Source organism: Sphingomonas sp. (assembly GCF_039594485.1).
Lineage (GTDB): Bacteria > Pseudomonadota > Alphaproteobacteria > Sphingomonadales > Sphingomonadaceae > Sphingomonas.
Map to the genome: position 1 here is coordinate 1 of NZ_JBCNNI010000044.1, position 13,183 is coordinate 13,183.

A 13,183-nucleotide genomic window follows, 5' to 3' on the forward strand; every position below is an offset into this window, starting at 1 on the left:
CGCGCTTGGCGGCCGAACGCCCGACCAGATATACTTCGCACAGCCGCTTCTCGCAGCGGCATGATCAACCAGCGGCAATCCACTTATTCACGCCGCGAGCCTGTGCAGACAAACCGAGCCACCTCTGGCTTCTTCTTACCCGTGGTCGGGTCAGGCTCGACGCTCCATTCCTGAAAGCTGGTTACGGGCACAAGGCAACGGCGTTCAGGGTTAGACAATGCTGACCGCCAAAACGGGCTTTGGTAGTTGCGGACGTTGACCACCGCATTGCGCACCCCCGGCGGCGGCGGCACCCCCCACCGCATTGCCCGTAGCTGCCTTGCCGCCGCCGATCCTGTCACTACCAATACAGGCCGACCCGGCGACACGTAATCCTTCTCTAAGGCCCCACCAGAGGCGTCCAGAGCATTAAAGACCGCCGCAATGTCGCGGGCGGAGGCTTTGAGATTGTAGAGGTTGCACATGGGGTTAGGCTGCCACGCTATATGCTCGATGCCAACGGCAGCTGACGCCCAATTGCGGACATTCCGTGATACTGTCATGTTCCAGCGATGCGCTGGCGATATTGCTACGGTTGGATCGTTTTCATCGCTGCCAACACCGCTTTGGCGGCGCTGGTCGGGCAATCTTGGTTACAGAGTTTCATGATCTTCGGGATAACGGCAGTGCCTATTGGCGTCTGGGCGTGGTCGCGAGCGCGCGGCGGGAACGCCCGCTAACCACCCACAAGCGGACGTTCTGCTTACGCCCAATAGCGGACGTTGCGATTTATTGGTAAGCGATGGAACGAACCGGGAGAGCCGCTTTGAGCCTGACGATGCTAAATGCGATAGGCTTAGCCGCTATCATCTTGCTCTTGGTCTTGGATTATTTGTTCTATCGCCTGGTGTTACGATCATTGATGTGCGCAGCTAATCACTTGACGTTTTATCGACCCGGAGGACGGTACAAATCGCGTTCATCACCCGAAAAGTATGCTCGGCTTCGAAAATCGCGTAATGGCAGCTGCCGTTGAAACGCCGTTACAGCGCTAAGACGTGCCTCAATAGCCATTTATTCGGTCGCCAGAGGCAAAGCTGATATGCCGTATGGTATATCAGGGCGGCGGCGGCCTGCCCTTGTTACCGCTTGAGCAGAGCTTCCATCTCTCCGTATAAACAACGGCCTTTTCGATGCAATGGGTGTCACCCCATCCTGCTTCTACCATTCGTTGGTATCGTATGGACTCCTTCGCCTCCCAATCCTCGTAAAAGTTGAGTTGCTGGACCGCTGCTTCGAGAGACGGAAGAGCTAGGCCACCATCCCTCTTACCGCCGCGCGCCACAACGTGAGCAAAAAAGTCTTTCTGCTCACGGAGCGCACGCGTCCGCTCATGGCAAATCGTCAACATATCGCTTTGCTTTTCGGTCGCTAACTTCCATTCATCAGAAAACTTAGGCGTACCCATAGCCTCGACGCCTTTAGCATTGCTGATGGAGAAGGCATCGCCACAGCGCTTGACCGCATCAGCCACTACATTTCCTAGCAAAACCGATTTAACCCCAACATTATGGCTAAATGGCGGAGGCGGCTTGGGCGCGGGTACTGACAATGATGCAATTAGCGCCGCCCCGTGTACGCCAACGCTATACAATAGAGACATATTCCGTCACTACCCTTCGGCTATTGGAATAGGTAACACATTCTCTCATGATATGCCCCTGCTGACGAGACTAGTATGTGTCATCAGGGCATGAAGCCGACTGCGATGCGAATGGCAGGGCTTTCCGACGTTCCTGTTTTGACCAACTGGACAATGTGGCCTTTGGGAAAAAAGTAAATCGTGTCCCTATCGGCAGATTTTGCCCGTCCATCGACGTTAAGCGTGTTCATTATGGCAGAGGTTACGCCGTCAAATGCCTCCGCGCCTTGTATGTGAGCAGTTATGGTGCAGGCCGGGGCCTTTGCGGTCTTGTCAGTAATAAGTAGTAAGTTGCCTTTACCGAAGAACACCAGTGACGTATCTACGGCCTTCCCGTTCGCTGTAACCGACGCCGCGTGCCAGCCATCACTCTTCAGCTTGTCCGCTTCAACGGCCTTTTCCGTAGTAGCAGACAAGCAGGATTGCATACCTTCAACAATTTCACCTGGTTTGGCGGGAAGACGACCTTGAGCATTGGCGACGGATGCCAGTTGTATAACTGCCACCACACATGACATTTTCTTTAGAAAATACATGGACGCACCCCCCCCAAAATAAGACAGGGTGATGGTATCATTAGCCATGCGCTGCTTCAATTAGGCAAACGCGAGGTTTTAGCCGCTCATGAAGTGCGTTCTGATACAGGCAACTACAGATCGCCGAGATTGCGGAATGCGATTTGAGGCGCCCTGGGACGCAATTTGCAACGCCCACTTAGGTCGGGTAGCCAAACCCTATAAATCGCGCCTAGAACCTACTCAAAACACAAAATAACGCATAGTGGACCTTGCCTTTTGAAGCCCAAGGGATGCGATCACCGATACATTGGAAGCGAAATCAGTCAATATTGCTATCTATATTGGCCGCAAGGTTTCAAGCAGAAGCAAAGTACGTCCTGATCCTTCACCACGCCGTCAGGATATCGTCATACCGATAATGATAGGATCACATTCAGCCTTATATGTCATAGCTTCCCGGGGATATATGTTCACTATTACTATAGCTGCCGTTGCTATGGGCATAGGAATCGACCCTAATTTAGCCGATCACGGAATCACTCTGCGGGAGGCGAAGACGCTTAGCGTAAGGGAATTGGCTTCCCGCGTTTTAGGTCAGGCCGGGGACACCGTTATCGACGTGGAGCGGCCCAACGATGATCGTTGCGGCACCACCTGTCCGCTGTCGCCAACCCTTGACCTCGACAGCAAGATGCAGGGCATGACGTTCTATACGCGCGCCCAACCATATACTTATAACAATATCCTTGGCCTATGCAGGGCCGAAGATGATGTTGTGATCTATGACAAGTCCGGCTCCGTTGTCGATCTAAGCCAGCGCTTCAAAATCGGGTTGGTCGGGCAACTCACTCCAATGCGAGCCGGATATTTACCGTCTGAAATCATCGAGCGGGTAAAGCAGACGAAGGCAGCGCAACATCGTTGTGAAGACGTCAAAACCACGAAGGATTTTGCTATATCACCAAACTATGAAGATGGCGCACTCGCCTTTATAGCAGTAGATACTGTTCACAATATGATAAATCAACAAAGTGACATGTCTGCTTCATGCTTGATAGGCAATGGCAAACCACACGACTGTAAATACGTAAAAGACCTTTTGCCGTACTTGGATGATATAAGGGCGGCAAACGTAACGTCCGTATCGACGGTCTACAACAGGTCTAAAATAGCTGAAATCAAAGGATACCCAAACGCAAAATGTTATTCGGTTGGCCTGTCGCGCTCGCAGATCGACGCAAGAACCGTGGACATTTGCATCAACCCGTTTGGTTCTAACGGTGTGCGGGTTTTGAGCGTCAGATATTCCAACGGAATGCTCGTCTTTTGAACGGGCGGACAGACAAAGCCTGATGGGACAATATAATGTGCGATGCTGGAAATCTACCCCGTGAGCCATCATAGTTTGCTATCCTCGCCCTTGGCCTTACGGGGAGCTAAGTCGTAAACCGCCCCCCTGTCCGCTTCAAATGCACAAATCGCGCCTTAGCCCGGAAGAATACCGGGCCCGTTACAACCTCAAAGCCGATCATCCGATTGTTGTCGAAGCATATTCGGAAAGCCGCCGCGCCATGGCGAAGAAGATCGGTCTAGGACGCAAGCCAGGACAAAGCCCAAAGTCAGCACAAGCCATCAAGTCAGAAGCAAAGCCCGCTCGTAAGGGCAAGTCGATCTCGGATGCAAAGGCCGCTGCACAGGCACAATTGGGCGGCTCTAGCAAATAGTCGAGACGGGGGCAGGCCAACCCTGCCCCCAACCCCTCAACGTCACTCGTCATCGGCGGCTATCAGGGCATCCATCAATTGGCCCCTTAGGCGCGTCCTACCTGCTACGCTTCAGCAGTATGCGTTATCTGCAAAGGCGCGATAAACGCTGGCCCGGCCGATACCCAACCGCTTGGCAATCTCGGTAGCGCCGATGCCTTCTGCACGAAGAGCATTGATTGCGGTGATATCAACCGAAGGCTTGCGCCCCTTATACACGCCAGCGGCTTTAGCCTTCGCAATGCCCTCCATCTGGCGCTCCTTGCGGATTGCCGTTTCAAACTGGGCAAAAACACCAAGCATTTGAAGGAAGGCAACGCCAGCGGGGGTCGAGGTATCAATCGGCTGTTCTGTCGCCCGCAAGAAAGCGCCTCGCTCTTTCAGCATCGCGACAATCTTCTCTAGGTCGGCAACCGACCGCGCAAGGCGGTCAATCCGGGTAACCATGAGGGTATCGCCGGAACGGATGAAGGATAGAATGGTATCCAACTCCACCCTGCCCTCGACCGTAGTTCCTGAACGCTGCTCCGAGCGGACGATAGTGCAACCGGCAGCGCGCAACGTCGCCTCTTGGATTTCGCAGTTCTGATCGTCGGTGGAAACGCGAGCATAGCCGATGATGGTCGACATGATGGAATGTCCCAATAGCCTCTAGACCAAACCACCCTGATGTCTCAACCATCGTGAGTCAACCCTATTGGGACAACTCCCGCGTCTCACTCATTTGTCTCGTTCGGGTATACTCTGGAGACACCACCTGATCGTTCTTCAGACACTTCAGATTTCAGCCCGTAACCGCCAATGGTGGCCTCCGCCCCGTTAGTTATCATCATCCAACTCTTTCCTATCCCCCTTCTTCGTAACAAATCTCAGCAGTTCACTTTTATTGAATGATTTGTTTAGCGGCTTCACAATATACTCTGCTGCATCCAACATCACTGACTTCGATGAATGATCAGCCATTTGCCATTTCACCCTATATATTATCAAAGACGTCAGAGCCGAACGTAGAACGCGAGCATCGGGAAGATCACTAATGGCATCCTTTAAATCATGCCTTCCTTCTCTCGCATCTATACCAGATAGCCACATTGCTCGGACAATAGCCTCGACCTTGCTACCGGGATCGACCTTTCTTAATGAGTTTCCAATTACGCCATTTTTCGCGCCGTCCATCAACTGACTTATGATCGCAGTTACAGGCTCGCTCATTCCCATCAATTCGCCAAAATCAACCAATGACTCAACGACTTGCTGAAATTCATCATCATCCTTAACGCCAATCTTCCTCTTAAAACCTTCATCCGCTTCAATTCTTTTTTTGATATCGGAAAAGTCAATTTCCGCGATAAACTTCGTCCATGCATGGATAGCGCGATCCGCGCCGGTTAGAACTAACGCCGATAGCTTCTGCCTGTCTGCCCCGTTTAGACTCTCCGCGCCTGACCCCAGCAATATGGCCCCAAGCGACCATAGCCAGACAAGCCTCTGTAGCGGCGCCAGATGTTCACTATCCGAGTCTTGGCGCTCGCCATCATCCTGTTGCGACGCAACATCCTCACTAACCCTTTCCGCAATGTCTAAAATTCGCACCTTTTCAGCGCGGTCATCTGCCCCTGACTCCAAAGCCTGACGTGCCTCAGCCACACGCCGCCCCAAAGCGGTTACCCGCGCCGGAGCCCTAAGCATAACCGGGTTCAATTCTCCGGTTAGTAAGACATTCTCATCCCCAGGCGAAGCGAACGGCTCCATTGACTCTAGCAGGTCAGCGCATATTTTTTCCATAACACTCTTAGAAGGACCAAGTTCACAATACAGATCAAATGTCAAATAATCGAAATTATCATCAAGTTCTTGAGAAAAGTACCGCATCGCCATTTCAGGATACGAAAACAATTCAACTGCAAGAAGATAGGACTCTATAAATGGTAATGTTATATGAGCCACATCGTCTTCAAAATGGATGATACCATTATCTACAAAACCAGATATAAATGACAATGGATCAATCCCATAGTCAAAATCATCCGACATTGACTTTGCGAAGTTTACCAAGTCAGACTCAGAGAATTTTCTCTTTTCAACTTTTTGCTGCACAACTAAACTACGCAAAAACGCCGCCCGGGTCGTACGACTGAGTCGAATTGATGAATTATCAGACGCCACGATGTAACTTAATGCACCGTCGACCGCTAATTGGACCAATTCCGCCCTTCTGTTTGCTAGAATTAGCGCAGAAAGAGCATCAGATGGAAGTCCCGCGAAGAATGATGGGTGAGCGGGAAGTGAAAATTTTCGAAATGCGTTTTGCAACGCTAACGCTATTACCTCTGCCTCCTTGCTTGGCATTTCAAAAGAACTCTCTAAAAACACCGCCATTTCTGCAAAAGATACATCACACACCTTAAACTCTTCAGAAGATACCAATTTTCTTTGCTCGACTTTTCCAGCAAGATTCTTATCTTCTGGAACAACAAATACGAACTTTGCGTCTGGCCATGACGCAATTTCTTTCACCATAAAATCTACTTTTGTTTTTGATGAAAGAGGGAATGAATCTACAATAAATACATATTCAGCACCTGAACTGGCCACGTCATTTACCAGTTCTACCGGCGACGCCGCAGCCACCCCCATTCTCGGCGGCGATATCTGCTTACCATCAATAACAATTGGGATTACTTTCTTTCCCGCAATATCAACTTGCAAAATACTATTACCGATTGCCCATGCCAATGCGGGATCGGGATAGCCTCTCGGCACATTCACGATCAAACGACGATGGGTAGACAGAGCCCTAACAATCTCAATTGCGCGAGGCGTACTGTCCGCAATTGCGCTAGCAGCGTCAAAGACTCTTCTAATTCGAGGAGCGGGCAAGCGATAGCCAACCGGTTTTGTCTTATACTGTGGAGATAACTCTCTAAGCTTTTTATCTATCTCGAATGAAACAGACTCCAGTAGGTTCGGGATAGCCAGAACTGGTTCTTTTACCAGCGGCAGTGGTAGGTTGTCTTGTTCATCCAAGGCAAGCCGATCAAGCAGAACCTGATTTTGCAGCTGCGCATGCAAAAACGTTGCGGCATTTGCAGCAGCGATCTTTCGAACTTGCTCCTTAGATCCCGCTTCCAATTTTTTCTTACCTGGATCAGCGTAATCTGAAATGCCACGTATGGTTAAGGCATTAATACCAGCATCCCTGCATTGCTCAAACACAGGCCCAGATTCGGTTTCGACTGCCAGAATTGACCGGGTTACACCCTTTAACCGCGCTTTGTAGGCATCACTTTGACTGACGGCACCACAGACAACGAAGCCATTCATAGATTTCGGTGAGCCGATTAATTCGACATTACCATCAGTGTCTTTTACCCCGTCGGGGCATAGTGAAAGGGCATTTTCACGCTGCGCTTCTTCCCAATAATCTAATATATGAGATAGCTCCGGCATAGTTCTAACAAAACCAATAGCCGCCGTTATTTGCCGATTTCCATAATAGTATTCAGGATCAAAATCTATATTGACCCCTTCCGCGCCATCAGAGTCTGTAATCTTTGAGTTATCATATACGTCTATTAAAAACCCGGTGTAACATACGTCTCCCAGCGACAGATCACCCGATATTCCCCCTGCAATTCCAAGACAAATGTACAGTTTAGGTTTGTATCTCTGCAAAATGTGACGGCAGGCCGCGTTGGCAGCAGCTCGACCCATTTTTTCTTGCTTTATAACAATAACGCGAAGATTTGACGGCGCATCAACGAAATACGCTAGATAAACGTCACGCGTTATATTTTCTCCTACCGGGAATATCTTCGTAAACTCTTTAAATTCCTCCTCCAGCGGAATATGCACGATAACATCAACCACGTCGACCATCGATAATCATCCCGGAATTAATATTACCTAACAATATTTACCCATTTTTTTGATATGCAAGCATTTTCTGCGATTGGAACTGGACGGATCTGCCGATACACTTCCTGTACCAGCCTCGCTGACATCACAACCAAATTGGTTGCATCTCGAGGAGTCCTTCATAAACATGATACCCAGGTCCCGTCACAGACAATCACGTGATGGGGATGGTCGAACGCGTTGGAGTTGAGTTCATCCCATTATCCACAACATCCCACGGAATGGACGCGTGTAATTCTGGTGTAATCAATGCCGGAAAACGGGGGTAAAAGGGGGTATTGGCGGGTACCAACCTGACGAACGGAGCGCAGCTAAAGGCATGAAATTAGGTCGAAATAGGCGCTATCGGGTATTTGCACCCTATCGACTTAAAATCGGCTTCCTATGGAGTGCGGGTTCGAGTCCCGCCGTCCGCACCATTTTGCTCGGCGCGGCCCTGTCGTCGATTACGGGCTGCGAGCGACGACCGGACAAGGGTGCGGTGGTGGTCAGCGCGGTCGAACCGGCTCGGGCGCGATCAGAGACCTCACGCTCGCCACCACCGACCGAAGACGATACGCCCCGCCGCCTTCTGCGCGACTCCCTGGCGCAGGGGCTGGTCCGTTTCGACGCCAATGGCCAGATCGAACCGGGACTGGCCGAACGCTGGATCGTGATCGATAACGGCGGCAGCTTCATCTTCCGCCTGCGTGACGCGAAATGGAATGACGGGACGCCCGTGACGGCGGAACAGGTGGTCCCCATCCTGCGGCATATGGTCGATCCGCGATCGGGCAATCCGCTATCCCCCTTTCTCACCGCGATCGACGAGATCGTCGTGATGACGCCACAGGTGATCGAGGTTCGCCTCTCGCGCCCCCGCCCCGATCTCCTCAAGCTGTTCGCGCAACCCGAAATGGCGATCATCGACCGTGATCATCACGGCACCGGCCCGTTTCGCATCGTCCGCGCCGGGCCTCCGCCGCTGTTGCGGCCCATTCCCGATCCCCGGCGCGCCGAACCCGATGACGACGCGGCACCCGCCCCCGAAGAGGATGTCCGCCTGATCGCCGAGCGTCCGGCCTTGGCCGTTCTCCGCTTTGCACGCGGGGAGTCGGACCTGATGCTGGGCGGGCGGTTCGAGACATGGCCGCTGCTCGACCTCGTCAAGATCGCGCCCACCGCGATCCGTATCGATCCCGCCGCCGGGTTGTTCGGGCTGGCGATTGCCAGTCGCGACGGATTTCTGGGCGATGCGGCCAACCGGCAGGCCCTGTCCGGCGCGATCGACCGGGCCGCGATCCTGAGCGCGATCGCGCCCAATTGGGACGCGACCGACCGCCTGCTGCCCGATGCGATCGATTCGGATGCGCCACCGCAGGTTCCCGGCTGGGCGCTGCTGACGCTGGATGAACGGCGCGCCGCGGCACGGGCCCGCGTCGCAGACTGGGGGCGGCCGGTGAGGCTGCGCATCGCTCTCCCCCGGGGGTCGGGAGCCAATCTGCTCTACGGACAACTCGGCGCCACCCTGCGCATGATCGGCATCACGCCCGAACGGGTCGCCCCAGATGCTCCCGCCGACCTGCGCCTGATCGACCGGGTCGCCGCTTATGACAGCGCGCGCTGGTATCTGGCCACCGCCTGCGCGCCATGCGGCGAAGCCGCCCAGGCGGCGATCGAACGCGCGAGGCTTGCCCCCACCCTCGCCGGCCGGAGCGCCGCGATCGCGGTCGCCGACGCCGCGATGAATGCCGACACCCCCTTCATACCCTTGGCACGACCGCTGCGCTGGTCGCTCGTCACCAGCCGGCTGCGCCAATATCAGCCGAACAGCCGCGCCTGGCATCCATTGAACCGACTGCGCGCCGACACCAATTGAAGGGCATGGCTACAGCATCCCGTATCGACCCCATGAGCTTCGACGCCCTGCCCCTGGACAAGGGTATCGCCGCGAGCCGCCAGCGAATCGAGGCGATGGAGCGGTTGCTCGAACGGGCGATCGTCCTGCCGGGGCTCAACCGTCCGCTTGGGCTGGACGCGATATTGGGGCTGGTGCCGGTGGTCGGCGACATCGCGGCCGCCGCCCTGGGCAGCTATATCATCTGGGAAGCGCGCAATCTGGGGCTGTCCCGGTTCCAGATGGCGCGGATGATGGGCAATGTCGGCTTCGACGCCCTGCTGGGCTTTGTCCCGCTGGTCGGCGATGCGGCCGATTTCCTCTTCCGGTCGAATACGCGCAACCTGCGGATCATCCGCAAGCATCTCGACAAGCATCATCCCTCCACCGTGACGGTGGAGGGATAGGAAAGCGCCTCAGCGGCCGCCACGCCAGATCTTGACCGGCGCACTCGGAGCCAAGCCCCCCTGATGGACCGGGCATCGGCTGTAGCGGAACGCCTTGTTCAGGCAGATCCAGATTTCATCGAGCCAGCCGTCGCGCGTGGCGGTGACGCGCATCATGTCCGCGGTCATACCGCGATTGGTCGCCGCCAACGCCGCCGCGATGTCCCCCGCCGTCAATGCAGGGCGCCGCGACAGCGCGGCCATGTCGGGGAAGCGCAGCCGATGATATAGCCCGTTCGACTGCTGGAAATAACGGGACGGGCTATAGCCTGCCATGCAGGTGCCGTGCTTGGCCCATTCATGCTGCATCAACTGCGCCGATGGCGTGGCGCAGATATGATGACGGACCACCGCCTGCGGCAGGATTGGGGTCGGCCGACAATATTGCGGCCAGTCCCTGCCCTCCCCGTCGGGCCACAGCCCATGCAGGGTGAAACCGAACCGATTGGCGGAGTTGCACTGGAAACTGCTCTCCCCCTTGGGATCGCGGCAATATTGGGGGCTCCAGGTGATCGCCAGCGTATAGCCACCGATCGGCAGTACGCGCGCCGGCTGGCTGTCGGTGGGACGATCCGGGCGAATGGGCTGGGTCGCGCGGGGCGCGGTGCATTGCAGCGTCTGCCCCGATACCAGTTGCGGTGCGGCCAGCATCGCCAGCCCGATCAGCATCCTCTTCATTCCGCGTCCATCTCCGCTTTCGTGCGATACCAGGCCAGGGCATTGGGCCGCATCAGCATGACGACCGCGACCAGCGAGGCCGCGGCCTGCACCGCCGTCAGCACACCGAACATCCCCTCCGCCAGGGCACCGGACGACACCTGATACAGGAAGCCGATCAGGTTGAGCGCCGTCAACACCACCAGAAAGACCAGCCCGGCACGGCTCGCCAGCCGGGTGGTCAGCAAGGTCGCGACCAGGAACAGCAGGATCAGGACGCCATTGGCGAAGATCGCGATGCCGACACCCGCCTGCGCGACCGTGTCGGACCAGCCCAGCGCCCCCAGAACGAGCAACAACAGGATGGCGAGGAACGACAGACGCTCGCCCAGAATCACCGATTTCGGCCGCACCCCGAATCCTTCCCTCATGAACCGACGGCCGGTCAGGCCGTGGCGAAATCCAGCCCGATATCGGCCGCCGGGGCCGACTGGGTCAAGCGACCGACGCTGACATAGGTAACGCCCGTTTCCGCCAGCGACCGGATCGTGTCCAGCCGGACGCCGCCCGACGCCTCGGTGGGCACGCGGCCCGCGACCATAGCGACGCCCTCGGCCAGTTGCGCCGGCCCCATATTGTCGAGCAGCAGATGCGTCGCGCCCGCCGCAAGTGCCGGCTCGATCTGGTCGAGCCGATCGACCTCGACGATGATCCGCGCGATCCCCGCCTCCCGGGCCGCTGCCACCGCCGGACCGATGCCGCCCGCGACCGCGACGTGATTGTCCTTGATCATCGCTGCGTCCCAAAGGCCCATGCGATGGTTTTGCGCGCCGCCCATGCGGGTGGCGTATTTCTCGATCAGGCGAAGGCCCGGAATGGTCTTGCGCGTGTCGAGCAACGTTGCGCCGGTGCCTGCGATCGCCGCGACATAGGCCGCCGTCATCGTCGCGATGCCCGACAGGTGCTGGACCGTGTTGAGGGCCGAGCGTTCGGCGGTCAGCATCGCGCGCGCCTTGCCCGACAGGCGGAGCAGCGCGGTGCCGGGCACCACGTTCGCTCCGTCCTCGACCAGCCGCTCGATCGCCACGTCGGGGTCCAGGCGGCGGAAGAAAGCCTCGGCAATGGGCAACCCGGCGACCGTGATCGCGTCACGGCTGGCCATGGTGCCGATAAAGCGCGCCTCGGCCGGGATCACCGCGGCGGAGGTGATGTCCCCCCCCGGCCCCAGATCCTCGGCGAGCGTCGCCGTCACGAACGCATCAAGGTCGAACCCGTCGATCATCCCGCGCGAACCGGGCCCAGATCGCCCTTGCCCACCGTGCCGCTCGCCAGTGTCAGCATCGCGTCGAGGCTCTTCTTCGCCTGAAGGCGCAGGCCTTCCTCGATCTCGACACGCGGCGTCAGGTCGCGCAGCGCGAGATACAGCTTCTCCATGGTGTTCAGCGCCATATAGGGGCAGATATTGCAGTTGCAGTTGCCGTCCGCGCCGGGTGCGCCGATGAAGGTCTTGTCCGGCATCGCCTTTTGCATCTGGTGGATGATGTGCGGCTCGGTCGCGACGATCAGCGTATCGCCGGTCATGGCTTGCGCGAATTCCAGGATCCCGCGCGTCGAGCCGACATAATCGGCATGGTCGAGGATGACCGCGGGGCATTCGGGATGCGCGGCGATCGGGGCGTCGGGATGCTCGGCGCGCAGCTTGAGCAATTCGGTTTCGCTGAACGCCTCGTGCACGATGCACACGCCAGGCCAGAGCAACATGTCGCGGCCGGTCTTGCGCGCCAGATAGCCGCCCAGATTGCGGTCGGGACCGAAGATGATCTTCTGCGCCGGATCGATCTGCGACAGGATCTGCTCCGCCGACGAGGAGGTCACGATGATGTCGGACAGCGCCTTCACCTCGGTCGAGCAGTTGATATAGGTCAGCGCGATGTGATCGGGGTGCTGCGCACGGAACTCGGCGAATTGTTCCGGCGGGCAGCTATCCTCCAGGCTGCACCCTGCCGCCATGTCGGGCAGCACGACGATCTTGTCGGGCGACAGGATCTTGGCCGTCTCCGCCATGAAACGGACGCCGCAAAAGGCGATGACGTCCGCGTCCGTCGCCTGGGCCTTGCGGCTGAGATCCAGGCTGTCGCCGACGAAATCGGCCAGATCCTGAATCTCGGGCTTCTGATAATAATGGGCGAGGATGACGGCGTTGCGCTCGCGGCGAAGCCGGTCGATCTCGGCACGCAGGTCAAGGCCCGTCAGATTCGTCTGGATGGTCATGATCCCTCCCCTAGGCGCAAAGCCCATGCGCCGACAATCGGGCACGTTGCGAA

At 56.5% G+C, this 13,183-nt stretch carries 12 protein-coding genes and 1 pseudogene; 4 read left to right on the plus strand and 9 right to left on the minus strand.

The features are described 5' to 3' along the window. Nucleotides 1-83 precede the first annotated feature (83 nt). The 3 genes from ABDV78_RS16875 to ABDV78_RS16885 all read right to left on the minus strand — a co-directional run bounded on the left by ABDV78_RS16875 (nucleotide 84) and on the right by ABDV78_RS16885 (nucleotide 2,265). Complete coding sequence (locus tag ABDV78_RS16875) at nucleotides 84-542, minus strand: SOS response-associated peptidase family protein (protein ID WP_343528685.1); 459 nt, start codon at nucleotides 540-542, stop codon at nucleotides 84-86. 554 nt (nucleotides 543-1,096) lie between these two features. Further along, the gene (locus ABDV78_RS16880) at nucleotides 1,097-1,513 is read right to left on the minus strand and encodes a hypothetical protein (RefSeq protein WP_343528644.1); all 417 of its coding nucleotides are present in this window, start codon (nucleotides 1,511-1,513) and stop codon (nucleotides 1,097-1,099) included. Nucleotides 1,514-1,725: 212 nt separating this feature from the next. Further along, on the minus strand, nucleotides 1,726-2,265 hold the full coding sequence (locus ABDV78_RS16885) for a hypothetical protein (protein ID WP_343528645.1): 540 nt from the start codon (nucleotides 2,263-2,265) through the stop codon (nucleotides 1,726-1,728). A gap of 241 nt (nucleotides 2,266-2,506) precedes the next feature. Here ABDV78_RS16885 and ABDV78_RS16890 point away from each other — a divergent pair, with 241 nt between their 5' ends. Beyond that, on the plus strand, nucleotides 2,507-3,529 hold the full coding sequence (locus tag ABDV78_RS16890; protein ID WP_343528647.1) for a hypothetical protein: 1,023 nt from the start codon (nucleotides 2,507-2,509) through the stop codon (nucleotides 3,527-3,529). Nucleotides 3,530-3,683: 154 nt separating this feature from the next. After that, a pseudogene (locus tag ABDV78_RS16895) lies at nucleotides 3,684-3,923 on the plus strand (MucR family transcriptional regulator); the annotation flags it as partial. A 111-nt stretch (nucleotides 3,924-4,034) separates the two neighbouring features. Here ABDV78_RS16895 and ABDV78_RS16900 read toward each other — a convergent pair. After that, entirely contained in the window at nucleotides 4,035-4,592 is a 558-nt protein-coding gene (locus ABDV78_RS16900) for a recombinase family protein (RefSeq protein ID WP_343528649.1), read from the minus strand. Nucleotides 4,593-4,781: 189 nt separating this feature from the next. Next, nucleotides 4,782-7,841 (minus strand): hypothetical protein, encoded by a 3,060-nt coding sequence (locus ABDV78_RS16905; protein ID WP_343528651.1) that lies wholly within the window; start codon nucleotides 7,839-7,841, stop codon nucleotides 4,782-4,784. Between the two features lie 460 nt (nucleotides 7,842-8,301). Between ABDV78_RS16905 and ABDV78_RS16910 the strand changes: the two genes are divergently transcribed. Further along, entirely contained in the window at nucleotides 8,302-9,738 is a 1,437-nt protein-coding gene (locus ABDV78_RS16910; protein WP_343528652.1) for an ABC transporter substrate-binding protein, read from the plus strand. Nucleotides 9,739-9,770: 32 nt separating this feature from the next. Further along, a complete protein-coding gene (locus ABDV78_RS16915) occupies nucleotides 9,771-10,163 on the plus strand; it encodes a DUF4112 domain-containing protein (protein WP_343528653.1) in 393 nt (130 codons plus the stop codon). Nucleotides 10,164-10,172: 9 nt separating this feature from the next. On the opposite strand, the gene ABDV78_RS16920 is transcribed toward ABDV78_RS16915, so the two are convergent. From ABDV78_RS16920 to nadA, 4 genes are read right to left on the minus strand one after another with little or no spacing between them, the layout of a single operon-like run. Continuing rightward, nucleotides 10,173-10,880, minus strand: coding sequence for a ribonuclease T (locus ABDV78_RS16920; RefSeq protein WP_343528654.1), 708 nt, complete (start codon nucleotides 10,878-10,880; stop codon nucleotides 10,173-10,175). Then, nucleotides 10,877-11,290, minus strand: coding sequence for a hypothetical protein (locus tag ABDV78_RS16925; RefSeq protein ID WP_343528655.1), 414 nt, complete (start codon nucleotides 11,288-11,290; stop codon nucleotides 10,877-10,879). Before ABDV78_RS16925 ends, ABDV78_RS16920 begins: the two co-directional genes overlap by 4 nt. A 14-nt stretch (nucleotides 11,291-11,304) precedes the next feature. Further along, nucleotides 11,305-12,141, minus strand: a complete 837-nt coding sequence (gene nadC / locus ABDV78_RS16930; RefSeq protein ID WP_343528656.1) for a carboxylating nicotinate-nucleotide diphosphorylase — start codon at nucleotides 12,139-12,141, stop codon at nucleotides 11,305-11,307. Then, nucleotides 12,138-13,130 (minus strand): quinolinate synthase NadA, encoded by a 993-nt coding sequence (gene nadA, locus ABDV78_RS16935; RefSeq protein WP_343528657.1) that lies wholly within the window; start codon nucleotides 13,128-13,130, stop codon nucleotides 12,138-12,140. Before nadA ends, nadC begins: the two co-directional genes overlap by 4 nt. Nucleotides 13,131-13,183: the final 53 nt, after the last annotated feature.